General features: G+C 47.6%; 18 protein-coding genes. 14 read left to right on the forward strand and 4 right to left on the reverse strand.

The features are described 5' to 3' along the window. Window positions 1-9: 9 nt before the first annotated feature. A complete protein-coding gene (locus tag SB847_RS00295) occupies window positions 10-1,089 on the reverse strand; it encodes a GGDEF domain-containing protein (protein ID WP_038457408.1) in 1,080 nt (359 codons plus the stop codon). Between the two features lie 151 nt (window positions 1,090-1,240). Here SB847_RS00295 and SB847_RS00300 point away from each other — a divergent pair, with 151 nt between their 5' ends. After that, a complete protein-coding gene (locus tag SB847_RS00300) occupies window positions 1,241-2,632 on the forward strand; it encodes an L-cystine transporter (RefSeq protein WP_017417330.1) in 1,392 nt (463 codons plus the stop codon). A 104-nt stretch (window positions 2,633-2,736) separates the two neighbouring features. Here the strand turns inward: SB847_RS00300 and SB847_RS00305 are convergent, their stop codons facing one another. Then, window positions 2,737-3,222, reverse strand: a complete 486-nt coding sequence (locus SB847_RS00305) for a hypothetical protein (protein WP_088462364.1) — start codon at window positions 3,220-3,222, stop codon at window positions 2,737-2,739. A gap of 144 nt (window positions 3,223-3,366) precedes the next feature. On the opposite strand from SB847_RS00305, the gene SB847_RS00310 reads away from it, so the two are divergent. Then, a complete protein-coding gene (locus SB847_RS00310) occupies window positions 3,367-3,906 on the forward strand; it encodes a YhcN/YlaJ family sporulation lipoprotein (protein ID WP_003155362.1) in 540 nt (179 codons plus the stop codon). Between the two features lie 120 nt (window positions 3,907-4,026). Further along, the gene (locus SB847_RS00315; protein ID WP_410563064.1) at window positions 4,027-4,929 is read left to right on the forward strand and encodes a hypothetical protein; all 903 of its coding nucleotides are present in this window, start codon (window positions 4,027-4,029) and stop codon (window positions 4,927-4,929) included. Here the strand turns inward: SB847_RS00315 and SB847_RS00320 are convergent, their stop codons facing one another. Beyond that, a complete protein-coding gene (locus SB847_RS00320) occupies window positions 4,930-5,595 on the reverse strand; it encodes a spore coat protein (RefSeq protein ID WP_224181924.1) in 666 nt (221 codons plus the stop codon). A 192-nt stretch (window positions 5,596-5,787) separates the two neighbouring features. Here SB847_RS00320 and SB847_RS00325 point away from each other — a divergent pair, with 192 nt between their 5' ends. Together SB847_RS00325 and SB847_RS00330 are read left to right on the forward strand one after the other, a co-directional pair. Then, on the forward strand, window positions 5,788-7,842 hold the full coding sequence (locus SB847_RS00325) for a bifunctional metallophosphatase/5'-nucleotidase (RefSeq protein WP_410563060.1): 2,055 nt from the start codon (window positions 5,788-5,790) through the stop codon (window positions 7,840-7,842). Then, entirely contained in the window at window positions 7,839-8,435 is a 597-nt protein-coding gene (locus SB847_RS00330; protein WP_032874231.1) for a class D sortase, read from the forward strand. The genes SB847_RS00325 and SB847_RS00330 overlap by 4 nt, the downstream gene beginning before the upstream one ends. Here the strand turns inward: SB847_RS00330 and SB847_RS00335 are convergent. After that, window positions 8,432-9,340 (reverse strand): RluA family pseudouridine synthase, encoded by a 909-nt coding sequence (locus SB847_RS00335; RefSeq protein WP_038457420.1) that lies wholly within the window; start codon window positions 9,338-9,340, stop codon window positions 8,432-8,434. The genes SB847_RS00330 and SB847_RS00335 overlap by 4 nt on opposite strands. 109 nt (window positions 9,341-9,449) lie before the next feature. Between SB847_RS00335 and SB847_RS00340 the strand changes: the two genes are divergently transcribed. The 9 genes from SB847_RS00340 to glpD all read left to right on the forward strand — a co-directional run bounded on the left by SB847_RS00340 (window position 9,450) and on the right by glpD (window position 19,247). After that, window positions 9,450-9,845 carry a DUF5365 family protein gene (locus tag SB847_RS00340; RefSeq protein ID WP_038457422.1) on the forward strand — a complete coding sequence of 132 codons (396 nt, stop codon included), beginning with the start codon at window positions 9,450-9,452 and terminating at the stop codon, window positions 9,843-9,845. A gap of 130 nt (window positions 9,846-9,975) precedes the next feature. Next, window positions 9,976-10,398 carry a CBS domain-containing protein gene (locus SB847_RS00345; protein WP_007408449.1) on the forward strand — a complete coding sequence of 141 codons (423 nt, stop codon included), beginning with the start codon at window positions 9,976-9,978 and terminating at the stop codon, window positions 10,396-10,398. Between the two features lie 127 nt (window positions 10,399-10,525). Further along, window positions 10,526-11,215 carry an HAD family hydrolase gene (locus SB847_RS00350; RefSeq protein WP_003155347.1) on the forward strand — a complete coding sequence of 230 codons (690 nt, stop codon included), beginning with the start codon at window positions 10,526-10,528 and terminating at the stop codon, window positions 11,213-11,215. Beyond that, window positions 11,208-12,746 (forward strand): bifunctional GNAT family N-acetyltransferase/carbon-nitrogen hydrolase family protein, encoded by a 1,539-nt coding sequence (locus tag SB847_RS00355; RefSeq protein ID WP_003155346.1) that lies wholly within the window; start codon window positions 11,208-11,210, stop codon window positions 12,744-12,746. Before SB847_RS00350 ends, SB847_RS00355 begins: the two co-directional genes overlap by 8 nt. Before the next feature lie 243 nt (window positions 12,747-12,989). Next, complete coding sequence (locus SB847_RS00360) at window positions 12,990-14,342, forward strand: aspartate aminotransferase family protein (protein ID WP_410577209.1); 1,353 nt, start codon at window positions 12,990-12,992, stop codon at window positions 14,340-14,342. 16 nt (window positions 14,343-14,358) lie between these two features. Continuing rightward, a complete protein-coding gene (locus SB847_RS00365; protein WP_007610287.1) occupies window positions 14,359-14,934 on the forward strand; it encodes a glycerol-3-phosphate responsive antiterminator in 576 nt (191 codons plus the stop codon). Between the two features lie 172 nt (window positions 14,935-15,106). Next, a complete protein-coding gene (locus SB847_RS00370) occupies window positions 15,107-15,934 on the forward strand; it encodes an MIP/aquaporin family protein (protein ID WP_032874243.1) in 828 nt (275 codons plus the stop codon). Window positions 15,935-15,950: 16 nt separating this feature from the next. Next, window positions 15,951-17,441 carry a glycerol kinase GlpK gene (glpK, locus tag SB847_RS00375; RefSeq protein WP_410563044.1) on the forward strand — a complete coding sequence of 497 codons (1,491 nt, stop codon included), beginning with the start codon at window positions 15,951-15,953 and terminating at the stop codon, window positions 17,439-17,441. 138 nt (window positions 17,442-17,579) lie between these two features. Continuing rightward, a complete protein-coding gene (gene glpD / locus SB847_RS00380; RefSeq protein WP_003155341.1) occupies window positions 17,580-19,247 on the forward strand; it encodes a glycerol-3-phosphate dehydrogenase in 1,668 nt (555 codons plus the stop codon). Window positions 19,248-19,324 lie beyond the last annotated feature (77 nt).

The raw sequence follows: 19,324 nt of genomic DNA on the forward strand, positions 1-19,324 counted from the left end.
TTCGGGCGATCATTCTTTTTTTTCAGTGCTGCACACTTGATTGCGCCCTGATGTTTTCGCTTTGTAAAGCATCCGGTCCGCGATCAGGGGCAATGTCTGAGGATCCGATGTATTTGTCGGATAATGCGCGATGCCGAGGGAAACGGTCACGGGAATTGTATCTCCGCTCGTCAGCAGAATCGGGTTCGCGTCAATCGTGTGCCTGATTTCTTCTGCGAGGTGAAGCCCTTTTGTATACGTGCAATTGGGCATAAGCACGGCAAATTCTTCGCCGCCGATGCGGGCTGACGGGTCAGAACTGCTGAGTAAGAACCTCAGACGCGTCCCCAGTTCTTTCAGTACTCGATCCCCTTCATAATGGCCGTATTGATCATTGATCTGCTTAAAGTGATCAATATCCAAATAAATAAGCGCGAGCTGAGACGAGGGGGATTGAGACGCCCGATCGTACAGAACGCGCGAGACTTCCTCGAATTTTCTCTTATTAAAAATCCCCGTCAGAAAATCATAATTCGCTTGAAACTTGTATTGCTTGAACAAAAGGCGGGCATCGGCTTCGTGTTTGATGATATACAGCGACAGCATTCCGCCCAAGGTGGAAATAAGCCAATAATAAACGAGGGCCCCGGCAGGCTGTTCAGGCATAAGAAACAGCAGCGTCAGGGTGAAAATAACATTTGAAAAAAGCAGCATAACGAACGCCATTTTGTGATCCGGCTTTTTTCCTCTGAGGACGGCCGCAGAAAGTATCGCAATAACCCCGACGGCGGCGATGGAAAAAATGGCGCTTGTATTGAAATTGATCAAGATACGGCCTGCGACGATAATCGCAAAGGCGGCTGCCGTAGACACCCAGCCTCCGTAAAGAGCGGCGATGATAATGGGGATATTTCTGAGATCAATGATGGAATCGGAGTAAGAAAAGCCGAAAGCAATCAGAAAAACCCCTAAAAGCCCGCAGACCGTCCCCTTCAGTAATTGAAAGATCAGACGGTCTTCTTTATACGAAAGCGACTCTTTAAAAAGAAGGGTGAAGAGATAATTAAATGTAATTAAAATCGTTAAATTAAGAAACAGTTCCTTCAGCATAACAATCACCCTTATATAAGTTACTAGAGAAAGGGTGGAAAGAAAAGAGAAAAGTCTATAAAAATACATATTTTGTCAATTCTTACTTGACCGATCGGAATTCATATAATATAGTGTTAAAGGATAATGAGCAAGGGAGTGTTTACCTGTTTTGGAGAATTTATTTATAGTCTTACATGTTTTCATTATGCTTTTGCTTATAGCAGGTCTGTTTGTCATGCAAAAGAAACACGTTTCCTTTTCTAAACGTGTCTTTACCGCGCTCGGACTAGGCATTGTATTCGGTTTTGCACTGCAATTGATTTACGGGCCGGCTTCACATATCGTGACACAAACGGCCGATTGGTTTAATATTGCCGGCGGCGGTTATGTCAAATTGCTTCAGATGATCGTCATGCCGCTAGTCTTTATTTCTATTCTCGGCGCATTTACGAAGCTGAAACTGACCCATAACATCGGGAAAATCAGCGGACTGATCATCGGAATTTTGATCGCTACGACAGCAATTGCTGCGGCAGTCGGAATTGCTTCGGCGCTATCCTTTGATCTGAAAGCCGTTCATATCGACCAGGGAAGCACCGAGTTATCAAGAGGCCAGGAGCTGCAGCAAAAATCTGAGGATATGACGGCCAAAACGCTGCCTCAGCAAATCGTTGAGCTTCTGCCGGGAAATCCGTTTCTTGATTTCACGGGGGCCAGACCGACTTCCACCATCGGAGTCGTAATTTTCGCCGCTTTCCTCGGCATCGCTTTTCTGGGCGTGAAACGGAAACAGCCGGAGCACGCTGCGACTTTCAGCGGAATTGTCGATGCGGTATACGCGATTATTATGCGCGTCGTGACATTAATTTTAAGACTGACGCCTTACGGGGTATTGGCGATTATGACAAAGACGATCGCGACAAGCGACATCGACAGCATTGCGAAACTGGGGATGTTTGTGATCGCTTCATACGCCGCGCTTATCGTCATGTTTATCATTCACTTGCTGCTGATTACGTTCAGCGGTTTAAATCCGATCACATACGTGAAAAAAGCATTTCCTGTCATGGTGTTTGCGTTTACGTCCCGTTCAAGCGCAGGGGCTTTGCCGCTCAATATTAAAACACAAAAAAGCATGGGCGTCCCGGAAGGAATTGCGAACTTCGCCGGTTCATTCGGCTTATCGATCGGTCAAAACGGCTGTGCCGGTATTTACCCGGCGATGCTCGCGATGATGATTGCGCCGACAGTAGGGCAAAACCCGTTTGAACCGGGATTTATCATCTCCGTCATCGCCATCGTGGCAATCAGTTCATTCGGTGTAGCAGGCGTGGGAGGCGGCGCGACATTTGCGGCTCTGCTCGTCCTATCCGCTTTGAACATGCCTGTCGCGCTTGCCGGGCTGCTCATTTCAATTGAGCCGTTAATTGACATGGGGCGCACCGCCTTAAATGTCAGCGGCAGTATGACCGCAGGGCTGTTAACAAGTAAAATGACGAAGGAAACCGATACCGCGGTGTACAATGATTCCTCAATCGTCATTGAAGCTGAAGAAGCTTAACAAAAAAGCAGATCAATGGTTCATTCTCTTATAGAAAAATATGAGATAGAGCGTTAAAACGAAAAAATCCTTCATCGTTGAACGAATGAAGGATTTTTTCGTTTCTAATGATTTCCGGGTTCAATTTCTTCCAGCATATTCATCACGGTGCTGTCATTTAAAACATTTACCGCGCTTTCTTCGAAGTGAATCGGCTCGGTATAGTGAGGCTTCGGCGAAGTTTCTTTACTGCGGCTGCGGTCTGCCTGTCCGTCCGTATGGGATGAGCCGGAGTGATTGCGGGAAGTCTGCTCATGCTGCTGTCCGCCGGATTCCCCGCCGAAAGCCTGTTTGATCAGCTCGGCAGGCTGCGTAGAGCCGGTTTGTGAATGCCGGGCTTTGTCCGTGTGCTGCTGTCCGCCGGATTCCCCGCCGAACGCCTGTTGAATCAGGTCAGCAGGCTGCATGGAGTGTGTACCATCTTTATGCTGCATTCGGCCTGAAACCATTCCGGAGATTTTCCGGCGGATTTCGGGTGATAAAGCTGCAATCAGAATCGATGATCCGATCAGCAGCGCTGTCGGGCTGACGCCGCTTTTTTTTCTGAACAAGTTAAATCCCTCCTCATTCAATTGATTACGCTTACCTTTCCCTTTCCTTCTGATATTTATCCAAACCGCTCAGAATGCAAACGGCGTGCATAAATCCCGCCGAATAGAAAAACCTATACGTAAAGTGAGAAAGGAGGAATTCACATGATAAAAAAGCAAGCAGTTATCTCTGCCCTTCTTCTGCCGATGCTGATTACCGCAGGGTGCAGTATGGGGAACCAGGGAGAAGGAAAACGAAATGACAACCGCACCCAGAATGTAAATTACCGCAACACGCCTAACGACGGTGCGACAAATATGAATACAGTGAACCGTCATAACCAAAACACCGATCACAATGACAATCGTAACCTGAGAGTGGCTGATAAAGCCGCCGACAAGGTGACTGATTTAAAAGAGGTTAAAAATGCGACTGTGATCGTTGCCGGAAACAGCGCTTATGTAGCCGTTGTTCTGACAAACGGACAAAAAGGCGCCATCGCCAACCATTTAAAAAATAAGATTACCGATAAGGTGAAATCGGCCGATAAACATGTCCGGACTGTATATGTATCAGCGAACCCGGACTTCGTTGAACGTATGCAAGGCTACGGAAAACGAATCCAAAACGGACATCCTGTATCCGGTCTGTTTGATGAATTCGGTCAAATGGTGCAGCGTGTATTCCCAAACCCCAATAAATAAATGAATGGAAAAGCCGCATTTGATGCGGCTTTTTTATTTTATCTGCCGTCACGACCCAGCGCTCCTGAGCATAAAGTAAAGAATGAGATGAAAATTGAAGGATCGGGGAGGGGAGCTTGTTTGCGTGACGGCATGGGGAAACGGGCGGCATTCACTCTGATCCTGTGCGGAGTCCTTGTCATATTGGCTGTCAGTTCAGCCGTTTCAGTAAGTATGATGTACGTCCTGTCAGGCCAAAACAGCCGCTCTGTTCCGACGAAGGAACAAGTGACTGAACACATGAATAAAGAAATTTACAAACATACTGCGATTTACTATACGGCGGATGAAAAACCGCTCTTGGATCTGACCAAGCTTACGCTGGACCACGCAAAACGTATCAATCAAATCATTGTCGGCTATAAAGGTGCAGCGCCACTTGAACTCATTTTCTTTTCGGATGAAGCTGAAATGGAGCAATATTCAGGATTGAAAAATGTAGTCGGTTTTTATTCAGAACAGGAGCAGATGATGGGGCTTTTGCCTGAAGAGAAAAAACAGCTTTTGAAAAAAGATGAGCTGGCCGTTTTCATGTATAAGCAATTGATTATACATGAATATACACACTACGCGTTTCATCAAAAAACGCGGCAATTGGAGACGGATACGTCTGTATTTCCGCTTTGGTTTCATGAGGGGCTGAGCGAGTGGGTCGCGCATTATGATGTAGTCATTGATCCGATTGCATTTTCCGTCGTGCCGTTTGATCAATTAACGACCGACCGAAAATGGCAGAAATCGCGTATGGAATATGAAACAGATGTCTATTTGCAAAGCTTCTATATGATAAAGGACTTAACCGAAACATTCGGAGAAGGCATTATCTTAACCATTATCAACAAAACCGCCGAAACACAGGATTTTGAAAAAGGCTTTGAAGCGGCTACGAAAGAAAGCCTGAAACGATTTGAACATGATTTCACAAAAGCATATGAAAAAAAGAAAACGGCATTGGAGAGTCAGGTTTCCAACGCCGTTTTTTAATCAATGGAGGTTTTGCTGCTGCTGTCCCATTTGTCCTTTAATCGGAGGCATTTGCGGCTGTCCCTGGGCCGGTGCAAATGAATTCAGCATGGTCTGCATATCTTGTGCATTGAGCTGAGGAACCTGATAATAACCGTGTTTATTTTGGTATAAGAAGATTTCAAACGCCATTTCGACATATTGCTGAATTTGGGCGGAGAGCACTCTTCTTGTGACGGGATTGGTCATTTCAAGCGAGCTCATCGTCAAGAGAGAAGCTTGAGCTTTAATCAGTCCGAGCATATGGCCGCTGATCCCGAGATCTTTGACATCATTTAATGATTGATTCGGTTTTTTCGGCTGAGTCGGTTTTATACCGTAGACGGCCTGGTTCTGTTCCTCCATCATATATGTCGACGTTTCCTGAGAAGGCTTTTGGCCGGTCTTAAAGCATTCTGCCGTCAGATTATAGAGTCCGAGAATGAATTGATACTGGCGGTCAAGGATGTCGGCCAGCTGCTGATCCTGTATAAACTGTCTGAGCATCATAAATTGATCCAAAACACCGACTGTTCCGGCCAGCACTTCATGCATATCGAAAAGCTCATGTCCTCCGTGATTCACTTGCGGTGAACCCGGGATCCCCTGATTTACTGGCGGCTGCTGCTGATTCTGCTGCTGTTCCACTGGTTGTTTTCCTCCTTCATGTCAAATCATCATTAAGATGTGAAAAAAGCCGATCCGTTATACATCAAGACCTGTTTCGTTACGTGGGGATTATTTACTATTTTGCGCCAGCGAAGACAATCTTTACAAAAAAGTGATGTGATTTTTAAGAAAATAAGCTAACGTATTTCTTAGAAGACAGGGGGGAAATGAATGAAGAAAATAAGGGGTATGCGTCTTTCGTGCTGTCTGCTGACGGTTTGTTTTATGATGTTCAGCGTGAAAGATGCGGAAGCAATCGGACAAGCAGGATCACTGAATGAAGCTGGAACGGATAAAGCGTATAAAGAACGGCAGACTGAAGACTCCGGCCGTGTCCCGCTCAGAATCATCAGCATGAATGATCTGCACGGAAAAATTGATCAGCAATATGAGCTTGACCTTAACGGAGACGGTAAACCGGATGGCACTTTCGGGCGGATGGACTACGCCGCAGCGTACATTAAAAAGGCGAAAGCCGAGAAAGAACACGCCCTCGTGGTACATGCGGGCGATATGATCGGGGGCAGCTCTCCCGTGTCAGCCCTTTTTCAGGATGAACCGACAGTAGAACTGATGGAAGACATCGGTTTTGATGTCGGAACTGTCGGCAATCACGAATTCGATGAAGGAACGAATGAGCTTAAACGGATCATCAATGGAGGAGATCATCCGGACGGTAAGGGGACAAGCGATTATGACGGCCAAAATTTCCCGCTCGTCTGCGCCAACTGTAAACTGAAGTCAGGGGAGTCCTTTCTGCCGCCGTATGAAATCAAATACGTTTCGGGAATTCCGGTCGCATTTATCGGGGTTGTAACCAGATCGGCGGCAGGCATGGTCATCCCGGACGGAATTAAAAATATTACGTTTACGGATGAGGTAAAGGCTGTCAATGACGCCGCCGCTGACCTGAAGAAAAAAGGAATTAAAGCAATCGCCGTGCTCGCCCATATGTCTGCTGAACAAAATGGCTCAGCCATCACGGGAGAATCCGCAAAGCTTGCAAGCGGAACAGACTCAGAGATTGATGTGATTTTCGCCGCGCACAATCATAAAGTCGTAAACGGAGAAATCGACGGCAAGCTGATCGTGCAGGCATTTGAATACGGAAAAGCAATCGGAATCGCCGATCTTGAACTTGATAAAGAGTCGAAGGATATCGTGAAAAAATCAGCGGAAATCCAATATATCGATCAAAGTAAAATCAAGCCTGACCCGGCTGCGGCAGGCATATTAAGCAAATATGAAGAGAAAGTGAAACCGATTATCAGCGAAACGGTCGGGGAAGCGGCCCATGATATAACGGGCGGATATTCAAATGACGGCGACACGGCGCTCGGAAATCTGATTGCCGACGGTATGAAAGCGAAGATGAAATCCGATTTTGCGCTTATGAATGGAGGAGGCATCCGGGACGGCTTAAAAAAAGGGCCGATCACATGGGGAGACCTTTATAATGTACAGCCGTTCGGCAATGTGCTGACGAAGCTTGAAATCAAAGGAAAAGATTTGCGGGAGATCATTAACGCGCAAATTTCTCCGGTGTACGGACCGGATTACAGCATCAGCGGATTTTCCTATACATGGAACCCGGAAACCGGACAAGCGGTTGATATGAAAATGGCGGACGGTACAGACATACAGCCCGAAAAAGGATATACAGTAACAGTCAATCAATTTATGGCGACGGCAGCGGGGGCAAAATACGGTCCGATCGGGAAACTCGGCAAGAATCCGGTGACGGGGCCTGAGGATTTGGAAGCGACAGCAGACTATGTCAAAAGCTTTTCCGCACCGATTTCTTATCAGACCGACGGCCGCATCCGCAAGGCATCAGCCGCCGAAACACCTGATGACACCGGCAATCAGCCGGGAAGCGGGGAAACACCGGGCGGCACCAGGCCTGATAAAGGAGAAAAACCTCAAGCGGAAAAACCCGCTAAAAAACCGGATGCAGCAGAACAGCCTGATCAAACCAAAAAACCTAAACGTCCTGTCGTAAAAGAAACAGCATCTGATACAGTGCAGCCAATTCCCGAATCCCGTCCGGCGTCTGCCGCAAATTCGAAACAAAGCACAGAACAGACTGAAAGCGGCACACAAAAAGGCCGCCCATTGCCTGATACTTTAGCGGGCAGCCATCAGACGGCATTGGCCGGACTGGTGATCACGGATGCCGGCGTATATTGGCTTTTCAGAAAGAAAAGGGGAACCCGCACACGATGAACAAACTGAAACATATTCCGCTTCTCGTCATCATCGTCGGTATCATCATCACATGTTACGGAAGCTGGAAGATCATTGATTCACATATGAAAACGAACCAATCGCTTGAAGAAGCAAAAAAAGCAACAGAACCTGTCTTGGAAAAGAAAAAAACAAAAAGCGCTGTGCTGACACAGCGCAAAAAAGAATTTCACCCCGAAACGGGTGAGGCAAGCGGCATTTTAGAAATCCCTGAAATCGACGCTGAGCTCCCGATCGTCGAAGGGACTGACGCAGATGATTTAGCAAAAGGCGTCGGACATTATAAGGACAGCTATTATCCGGGCGATCACGGCCAAATTGTGTTATCCGGCCACAGGGACACGGTGTTCCGCCGGACCGGCGAACTGAAAAAAGGAGACAGACTGAACGTGATTTTGTCTTACGGCACGTTTTCTTATAAAATCAGCCGTACAAAAATCGTCAGCCGGGATGATACATCTGTCATCACCCTTCAGCACAAGCGGGAGGAACTGATCCTGACCACTTGCTATCCGTTTTCTTACATTGGAAATGCGCCGAAACGATATATTATATATGCCGACCCGGTTTAAGAAAAATACGTTTCGGTAAAATGAGCCAGATCAGCCGGCATCGGCGCCTCGGCAACGATTTCTTCTCCTGAGATCGGATGGACGACACTGACTTTTTTGGCGTGAAGCGCCTGCCTGTGAAACAGCGTCCTGCTTCCGCCGTACAGCTCATCGCCCGCCAACGGATGGCCGATGCTTGCCATATGCACCCTGATTTGATGTGTTCTCCCGGTTTCCAGTTCAAGCTCTGCCAATGTAAGCTGCGCACCGGGATGATAGCCTTTCACTTTGTAATGGGTGACGGCGGCTTGTCCGCCGGGTGAGACGCGCCGTCTGACGGAATGTGACCTGTCGCGGCCGATCGGCGAGTCAACCTTGCCTTTTTTAGGCGTCACTTTTCCTTCCGCCGCGGCGATATAGGTGCGTTTTAATGTTTTGGTTTCGAGCTGACGGTCAAGGATTGCATGGGCCAGGCGGTGTTTCGCGAAAACGACCGCGCCTGACGTGTCACGGTCAAGACGGTGAACGTGGCGCACTTTCGCCTGCTCGCCGTTGATTTGAAAATGGTAAGCGATCAGGTTGCTGAGGGTGCCGGTCTGACCCTCTTCATTTGGATGAGTCGGCATTCCCGCCGGCTTATTTGCAATCAGCATATGATTGTCCTCAAATAAAATGTCCGGCTCTCCGTATTCAGGAGTCACCGAAGAACCCGTTTTTTCCTGAAGATCAATGAATAAGCGATCTCCGGTCTTCAGTATGATATTGTTTTTCGGAGATGTCCGATTGACCTGAATGCTTTCTTGGTTCATCCATTCCGTAATTACGGGTTTTGACGCCTGGAATTCAGATTTCAGGACTGAAAACAGCCATTGTCCGGCGTGCTTTTCCGTAATCAGGAGTTCCAGACCGCGGTCATTTTGTTTCATTTCATAAAGCTCCTTTTCAAGCGGAAAGCGGCTGTTTCAATAGGAAACACTTACCTTAGCTTTCGCGTTTTTTTCTATGCTATTCTTGATAAAGATTAAGGATATTCACATGGCAAGAAAGGTGATTGATGTGAGAATTGTGAACGCAGCGACTGACGGACAAGAAAGCGCGATACAAGAGCTTTCCTCTGAATTGTTTCAAAATGTCTTTCCTCTTTATTTCTCCGAACTGGAAATTCAGCGCTTTAAAAAAAGGGGCGTATTATCATTACAAAACCAACGTTACCAAGGAACTTTAAAAGAAGCGTTTCAAATTATGGCTTGTCTGCAAACGGTACATATCATGCTGTCAAAGCCGCACCCGGTATATGACGTCAAAGAGCGGGCGCTGTTTGATAAAAATTGCACTTTGCTGAACGAATGCGGAATGAATTTTCCGTTTACCTATGATGATTTCGAGACAGGTGCCGGATCAGAAGCCTGCGGTCGCAGAAGGCTGATCTGACGGGTGTAAAGAGCCTTTTTACAGGCTCTTTTTTGCTTCTTTGACATGATACCACAATTTCTTTCCTCTAACTCCCTTTATATTGAGACAAATCCCCGAGCATAATAAATGTCGAAAGGGGTGCTTTACAATGAGTTCAATCAAACAATCAATGACTACCCACGTGGCTACCGTTTCTCCCAATCAAACGATCCAGGAAGCGGCTGCGCTGATGCACCAGCATAATGTCGGAGCAATTCCCGTCGTTGACGGAGGGGAATTAAAAGGAATGCTGACAGACCGTGATATCGCATTGAGAACAACGGCTCAAGGCCGCGACGGCCAAACACCTGTTTCACACGTGATGTCTTCTGCAGTTGTATCCGGAAACCCGGAAATGAGTCTTGAAGAGGCGTCACATCTGATGGCCCAACACCAAATCCGCCGCCTTCCCATTGTCGATCAAAATCATCTGGTCGGGATCGTTGCGCTTGGAGACTTAGCGGTCGATCAGCGTTCAAATGAGTCTGCGGGAGCAGCTCTTTCCAATATTTCCAGTCAAAACACACAGTAACGGATGAAGAGAGCTTGCACTCATGCAGGCTCTTCTTTCCGTGAGAATGTTACATTTTGAACGCGAAAGAAATTCACGGTATAGTGTATACATAGGTCAGTACGTTTAGCTAAAGGAGCTGTAACCATTGATAAAAGCATTAATCTTTGATTTTGACGGGTTAATTTTAGATACAGAAACCCATGAATATGAAGTGCTGCAGGAAATGTTTGAAGAACACGGTTCAACATTGCCTTTATCCGTCTGGGGAAAGGTGATCGGAACCGCCGCGGGGTTTAAGCCGTTCGCATATTTAGAGGAGCAGCTGGGAAGAAAGCTCGATCATGATGAACTGACGGCGATCAGGCGCGGGCGCTTCGAACAGCGGATGAAGACGGAAACGGCGCGTCCCGGGGTGGAGGCTTATTTAGCCGCGGCAAAAGAATTAGGATTGAAGGTGGGGCTCGCTTCCAGCTCAGATTTTAAATGGGTGTCGGGCCATCTGAAGGAATTAGGCCTGTTTGATGAATTTGAAGTGATTCAGACGGCTGACGACGTAGAAGAAGTGAAGCCGAATCCGGAGCTCTATCTGAAAGCTGCGGAACATTTAGGCGTTGAACCATCTGAATGTCTGGCCTTTGAGGATTCGGTCAACGGCTCAATCGCAGCCAAACGGGCCGGCATGAAATGTGTCATCGTCCCGAATAAGGTAACAAGCGCCCTGTTGTTTGAAGAATACGATCACAGACTGGAATCGATGGCTGAAATGGAACTTGAATTACTCTTACAGCGATTGAACGATCAAAACGAACCGGCAGGGGGAAGCAGCATTGTCTGAGAAACTTGATCTGACCCGTTTTGAAAAGAAAATGGTCATACGGAATATGGAAGAGAAAGATATCAACAAAATTATTGAGCTGCAAAAGGATTGTTTTCCGGGGATGGAGCCGTGGGAGCCTGAGCATTTAATCAGCCATCTCGCGCACTTTCCGGAAGGTCAGTTTTGCGCCGAGTATGAAGGGGAAATTATCGGTTCATGCTCAAGCCTGATCATCAATTTCGATGAATATGATGACCGCCACACGTGGCAGGACATTACAGACGACGGTTATATCACGAACCACAACCCGGACGGATTGAATCTGTACGGGATTGAGGTAATGGTTCACCCGGAATACAGACGGATGAAAATCGGACACCGGCTGTATGAGGCGAGAAAAGACTTGGCGAGACGATTGAATCTGAAAAGCATCATTATCGGCGGGCGGATTCCGAATTATCATAAGTATGCGGAAGAAATGACGGCGAGAGCCTATGTCGAACAGGTGACGCGCCATCAGATTTATGATCCGGTGCTTTCTTTCCAGCTGATGAACGGATTTACGCTCATGCGGATCAATCCGAATTATCTCCCGGATGACACCGCGTCCATTAAATATGCGACATTAATGGAATGGAACAATGTCGATTACCTGCCGCAGTCGAAGCGTTATTACAAATCGGCATTTCCGGTGCGCATCTGCGTCATTCAATATGAAATGAAAAAGATTTACTCCTTCGAGGAATTTGCCAATCAGGTTGAATATTATGTCGATGTGGCTTCCGATGCGAGATCTGATTTCGCGGTGTTCCCGGAGATTTTCACGACGCAGCTCATGTCATTTCTCGAGGAGCGTTCTCCGAGTCTGGCCATTCAGAGGATTACCGAATATACCGAGGACTATATCAGCCTCTTTACAGATCTCGCGGTGAAATATAATGTCAACATCATCGGCGGCTCTCACTTCGTTGAAGAAGAGGGGAAAATTTATAACATCGCCTACTTATTCAGACGTGACGGCACGATTGAAAAACAATATAAGCTTCACATTACGCCGAATGAGCGGAAATGGTGGGGCATCAGCGCCGGAGACAGGGTGCGCGTATTTGATACGGACTGCGGAAAGATCGCCATTCAGATCTGTTACGATATCGAATTTCCGGAGCTTGCGAGAATTGCCGCGGATCAAGGGGCAAAAATTATCTTTACGCCGTTCTGCACTGAAGACCGCCAAGGCTACTTGCGCGTAAGGTACTGCTCTCAGGCGCGAGCGGTTGAAAACCAAATTTACACCGTCATCTCAGGTACGGTCGGAAACCTGCCGCAAACAGAAAATATGGATATTCAATACGCGCAGTCAGCCATTTTTGCTCCGTCGGATTTTGAATTTGCCAGAGACGGAATCGTCGGTGAAACGAATCCGAATATCGAAATGGTCGTGATCGGGGACGTGGACCTTGAAATCTTAAGAAGGCAGCGTGAAAACGGAACCGTGCGCCAGCTGAAAGACCGGCGCAAAGATATTTACCGGATTACGCACCTGAAATAAAAAAACGCCCGCTCCGCTTAAGGGGCGGGTTTTTTTATAAAAACACTTGCACCGGCCCCGGTTTCGGGATATGCTCTTGTAGCCCTTTCGCTTTCTGGGAGAAAGCGTTTTTTTAATTGCCGCCGCTTTATTGACTCGCCCATGCCGCGCCTTTATATTCTTATTAAGAGGAAAACTTCACCAAGAGAATCGGCGTCAGAAGCCGGGCAGCTTTCGATACAGTGCAATGATATTGAAAGGGAGATGAGCGGTGTGGAACATGTACAAAAAAATCAGTCACTTAAACAAAAGGATAAAGAGCTGATTTGGCACGCGATGAAAGGGGCGGAGCCGGATGATAGCATAATCGTCCAAAAAGGGGAAGGCGCCTGGGTTACGGATATTGACGGCAGACGGTATTTGGACGGCATGTCAGGACTGTGGTGCGTCAATATCGGATACGGGAGAAAGGAGCTTGCCGATGCGGCTTACAGCCAATTGAAGGAGCTTCCTTATTATCCGCTGACCCAAAGCCATCAACCCGCGATTGAGCTTGCGGAAAAACTGAATGAATGGCTCGGCGGCGATTATGTGATCTTCTTTTCCAACAGCGGATCGGAAGCAAATGAAACCGCGTTCAAAATTGCCCGCCAATACCACATTGAAAACGGCGATCACAGCCGCTTCAAATTCATCTCCCGGTACAGAGGCTATCACGGCAATACGATGGGGGCGCTCGCCGCTACCGGCCAGGCGCAGAGAAAATATAAATATGAGCCGCTCTCACAAGGTTTTTTGCACGCGGCGCCGCCTGATCTTTATCGGAATCCTGGCGATGCCCTCACATTGGAAAGCGCGCATGAAATCGACCGGATCATGACGTGGGAATTAAGCGAAACGATTGCCGGCGTGATTATGGAACCGATTATTACAGGCGGAGGGATACTGATGCCCCCGGACGGGTATATGGCAAAGGTAGAGGACATTTGCCGCCGCCACGGCGCGCTTCTGATCAGTGATGAAGTCATTTGCGGTTTCGGCCGCACGGGAGAGCCGTTCGGATTTCAGCATTACGGCGTTTCACCGGACATCGTCACAATGGCAAAAGGCATTACGAGCGCTTATCTGCCGCTGTCGGCAACGGCAGTAAAACGGGAGATTTTTGAGGCGTATTCGGGCGGTGAGCCGTACGGCCGCTTCCGGCACGTGAATACATTCGGAGGCAATCCGGCAGCCTGCGCCCTGGCTTTGAAAAACCTGCAATTGATGGAGGACGAAAATCTGATCGCCCGCTCCCGTGAGCTTGGAGAAAGGCTGCTCCGTGAGCTTGAGCCGCTCAGAGAACATCCGGCGGTCGGAGATGTACGAGGCAAGGGCCTTCTTACCGGCATTGAGCTCGTCAAGGACAAAATCACGAAGGAACCTGCTGATGCCGCCCTTGTGCAGCACGTCATCACCGCGTGCAGAGAAAAAGGCCTGCTTGTCGGGAAAAATGGTGATACTGTAGCGGGATATAATAATGTCATTCAGCTGTCTCCGCCTTTTTGCCTGTCGGACGAGGAGCTCTCTTTCATCATTTCGACCGTCAAGGAAAGCGTGATGAGCATTGATTTTTAATGTAAAGGAGTAAAACATGAGTTTTCACAACCAGCAGATTCTACCGGCTATCCGGAACATGAAGCAATTCGATGCATTTTTAGAGAGTCCGTTCTTATACGGCGTCATTTTAGATATCCACCTTGGTCAATTAAAAGGTGTCGTAAATGAAGCAAAAAAACACGGAAAACTTCTGATGGTTCACGTCGATTTAATTCACGGCATTAAGCATGACGAATACGGTGCGGAGTTTATTTGTCAGGATATCCGGCCCGCGGGTATCATTTCGACGAGATCATCAGTCATTGTCAAAGCGAAACAAAAGAAAATATACGCGATCCAGCGTCTGTTTCTCTTGGATACGAGCGCCATGGAGAAAAGCATGGAATTCGTCGGAAAGCATAAACCTGACTTTATCGAGGTTCTCCCAGGCATTGTTCCGACTTTAATCAGAGAAATTAAAGAAATGACGGGGATTCCTATTTTTGCCGGCGGCTTCATCCGCACGGAGCAGGACGTTGAAAACGCCTTGCAGGCAGGAGCCACGGCCGTGACGACTTCAGACACCGAACTATGGGCTAAATATGAACATTCTATGACAAAAAAAGATTGACACCGCTTACACCCATTGTTACAATAGACCTAGGTTAATACTATGTGATGGAGATCCGGAGACCCACAACAGCTCTTTACGGAAGCAATAAAGCGTAAAGCGGTTTGTTGTGGGTTTTTTATTCTCTATAACTCTGTCAAACCTGCTATTTTGTCATTTAGGAGGAATGATGATGACAGCATTTTGGGGAGAAGTAATCGGTACAATGCTGCTTGTTATTTTCGGCGGCGGCGTTTGTGCGGGAGTCAATTTAAAGAAATCGCTTTCATACCAATCCGGATGGATTGTTATTGTATTCGGCTGGGGATTGGGAGTAGCCATGGCGGCATATGCCGTCGGCAGCATCAGCGGCGCCCACTTGAATCCGGCTTTAACGATAGGCCTTGCGCTTGAAGGCAGCTTTCCTTGGAAAGAGGTCCCTGTTTATATTGCAGGACAGATGATCGGAGCAATGATCGGTGCGGTTGTTGTGTTCCTTCATTATCTGCCGCATTGGAAGGCGACGGATGATCCGGCCGCCAAACTGGGCGTTTTCTCGACCGGTCCGAGTATTCCTCATACATTTGGGAATATGATAAGTGAAGTCATTGGTACGTTTGTGCTTGTGCTCGGCATTTTGGCAATCGGAGCGAATGAATTTACAAAAGGGCTGAACCCGCTGATTGTCGGATTCCTCATCGTTGCCATCGGGATTTCTCTTGGAGGGACGACCGGATATGCGATCAACCCTGCGCGGGATTTGGGGCCGAGAATCGCTCACGCCTTTTTGCCGATTCCGAAAAAAGGGCCGTCAAATTGGAAATATGCCTGGATTCCCGTAGTCGGTCCGATCATGGGCGGTGCGTTCGGCGGCGTATTTTACAATGCCGCGTTTAAAGGAAATGTGACACCTAGCTTTTGGTTTGTAAGCGTTATAATGGTTGTAGTACTTTTCATACTCTATATTTATACCAAGAAATCTCAATCACAGAAAACATTATCAAATTCTGAATATATTTAAAAAGGAGAGCGGCATCATGGAGACCTATATTTTATCAATTGACCAAGGCACAACAAGTTCAAGAGCGATTCTTTTTAATAAAGAAGGAAAAATCGTGCATTCCGCTCAAAAGGAATTCACACAGCATTTCCCTCAGCCGGGCTGGGTGGAGCACAATGCGAACGAAATCTGGGGATCGGTGCTCGCCGTTATCGCGACTGTGATCTCCGAGTCCGGAATCAGCGCTGATCAAATTGCCGGCATCGGCATCACGAACCAAAGGGAAACGACGGTCGTATGGGATAAAGATACCGGAAAGCCGGTATACAATGCGATTGTGTGGCAATCGAGACAAACATCCGGCATTTGCGAAGAGCTTCGTGAAAAAGGATATAATGATACATTCAGAGAAAAAACGGGACTTTTGATCGACCCTTATTTCTCAGGAACGAAAGTCAAATGGATTCTTGACAATGTAGAAGGCGCGCGGGAAAAAGCGGAAAACGGAAATCTTCTGTTCGGAACGATTGATTCATGGCTCATCTGGAAAATGTCCGGAGGGGCGGCGCACGTAACGGATTATTCCAACGCTTCAAGAACGCTGATGTTTAATATACATGAATTAAAATGGGATGACGAGCTGCTTGATATTTTAGGCGTACCGAAATCAATGCTGCCGGAAGTGAAACCGTCTTCTCATGTGTACGCGAAAACGGTTGATTATCATTTCTTCGGTAAAAACATTCCGATTGCGGGAGCGGCCGGAGACCAGCAGTCTGCGCTGTTCGGTCAGGCGTGCTTTGAAGAAGGCATGGGGAAAAACACATACGGCACAGGCTGCTTTATGCTGATGAATACCGGAGAAAAAGCCATCACTTCTGATCACGGCCTTCTGACGACAATCGCCTGGGGATTAGACGGAAAAGTCGAGTATGCACTGGAAGGAAGCATCTTTGTCGCAGGTTCTGCCATCCAATGGCTGAGAGACGGCATGCGGATGTTCCAGGATTCAAAAGAAAGCGAGACATACGCAGAGCGTGTGGATTCCGCTGACGGTGTTTATGTCGTGCCCGCTTTCGTCGGATTAGGCACACCGTACTGGGACAGTGACGTGCGCGGCTCAGTTTTCGGCCTGACACGCGGAACGACGAAGGAGCATTTCATCCGGGCTACGCTTGAATCTCTCGCTTATCAGGCGAAAGATGTGCTTGATGCCATGGAGGCTGATTCAGGCATCTCTTTAAAAACATTGCGTGTAGACGGCGGAGCGGTAAAAAATAACTTCCTCATGCAGTTCCAGAGCGACTTGCTTGATGTGCCGGTCGAACGTCCGGAAATTAATGAAACGACGGCGCTCGGTGCTGCGTATTTGGCCGGAATCGCTGTCGGCTACTGGAAGGACAGCACTGAAATCGCTGATCAATGGAACCTTGATAAGCAATTCAAACCGGAAATGGAAGATGAAACACGCGATGAATTGTACGGCGGATGGAAAAAAGCAGTAAATGCAGCTATGGCTTTTAAATAAGATAAAAATGTGGTATACTGAAAACAAGTTAATAGGAACGGTCCTGAGATGAGGAGAGACCACAGCACCAAAGTGATGACATGCGCTTTGGCTGTTGTGGTCTCTTTTTCTATACCGTGACAACAAGGAGGAAACGTAATGATGAATCACCAATTTTCAAGTTTGGAACGGGATCATATGCTGGAAGACATGACTAAAAAAACATACGATCTGTTTATTATAGGCGGAGGTATTACGGGTGCCGGTACGGCGCTTGACGCTGCTTCAAGGGGAATGAAAGTCGCTTTGAGCGAAATGCAGGATTTCGCGGCCGGCACATCAAGCCGATCCACAAAGCTTGTCCACGGCGGTTTGCGTTATCTGAAGCAATTTGAAGTCAAAATGGTTGCAGAAGTCGGTAAGGAACGTGCCATCGTGTACGAAAACGGCCCGCACGTCACGACGCCGGAATGGATGCTGCTGCCGTTTCATAAAGGCGGCACGTTCGGTTCATTCTCTACTTCCATCGGCCTGCGTGTGTATGACTATTTAGCGGGAGTAAAAAAATCAGAGCGCAGAAGCATGCTGTCTGCTAAAGAAACACTGCAAAAAGAGCCGCTCGTCAAAAAAGACGGCTTAAAAGGCGGAGGCTATTATGTAGAGTACCGGACGGACGATGCGAGACTGACGATTGAAGTCATGAAAGAAGCCGTTAAATTCGGTGCGGAGCCTGTCAACTATTCTAAAGTGAAAGAACTGCTTTATGAAAAAGGAAAAGTTGTCGGCGTTTTAATTGAAGATCTGCTGTCAGGCAAGGAATACAAAGTTTACGCCAAAAAAATCGTCAATGCGACAGGTCCGTGGGTCGACGAGCTGAGAGAAAAAGACCACAGCAAAAGCGGAAAACATCTTCAGCACACAAAAGGAGTCCATCTCGTATTCGACCAATCTGTATTCCCGCTTAAACAGGCGGTGTACTTTGATACACCGGACGGCCGGATGGTGTTCGCCATTCCGCGTGAAGGAAAAACATACGTGGGTACGACCGATACGGTTTACAAACAAAAACTTGAGCACCCGCGCATGACGGTGCAGGATCGCGATTATGTCGTCAGCTCCATCAATTATATGTTCCCGGAACTGAACATTACGGCGGACGATATTGAATCAAGCTGGGCCGGCCTCAGACCGCTTATTCACGAAGAAGGGAAAGACCCGTCTGAGATCTCCCGTAAAGATGAAATCTGGACATCTCAATCAGGCCTGATTACGATCGCCGGAGGAAAACTGACGGGCTACCGTAAAATGGCTGAGCACATTGTCGATCTTGTCCGCGACCGCTTGAAAGAAGAGGGCGGCCAGGACTTCGGCGGCTGCAAGACGAAGACGATGCCGATTTCCGGCGGACATGTCGGCGGCTCTAAAAACTTCGAGTCATTTGTGGAAGCAAAGACAAAAGACGGCTTGAAAATCGGTTTATCACAGGAAACCGCTAAGCAGTTAGCCATCAGATACGGCTCTAACGTTGAAAATGTATTCAGCCGGATTGAGGGTCTGAAAGACGAAGCGGAAAAACGCCAGATTCCGGTTCACATTTTGGCTGAAGCAGCTTACAGCATCGAAGAAGAAATGGCTGCGACACCTGCCGATTTCTTCGTCCGCAGAACGGGAAGACTGTTCTTCGACATCAAATGGGTGCAAACGTATAAAACGGCCGTGATTGATTACATGAGCGACCGATTCCAATGGAATGACGAAACGAAAGAAAAACACACTGAGTGGTTAAATACGCTGCTGCACGACGCGGTTGTTCCGCTCGAACAATAATAACCGGAGGGCTGTGCCGAAAAGGCATGAGCCCTTCTTTTATCTGTTTACATAAAGCATTTGGTTAAGTTATCAAG

The organism is Bacillus sp. SIMBA_026, assembly GCF_046535335.1.
Classification (GTDB): Bacteria; Bacillota; Bacilli; order Bacillales; family Bacillaceae; genus Bacillus; species Bacillus velezensis.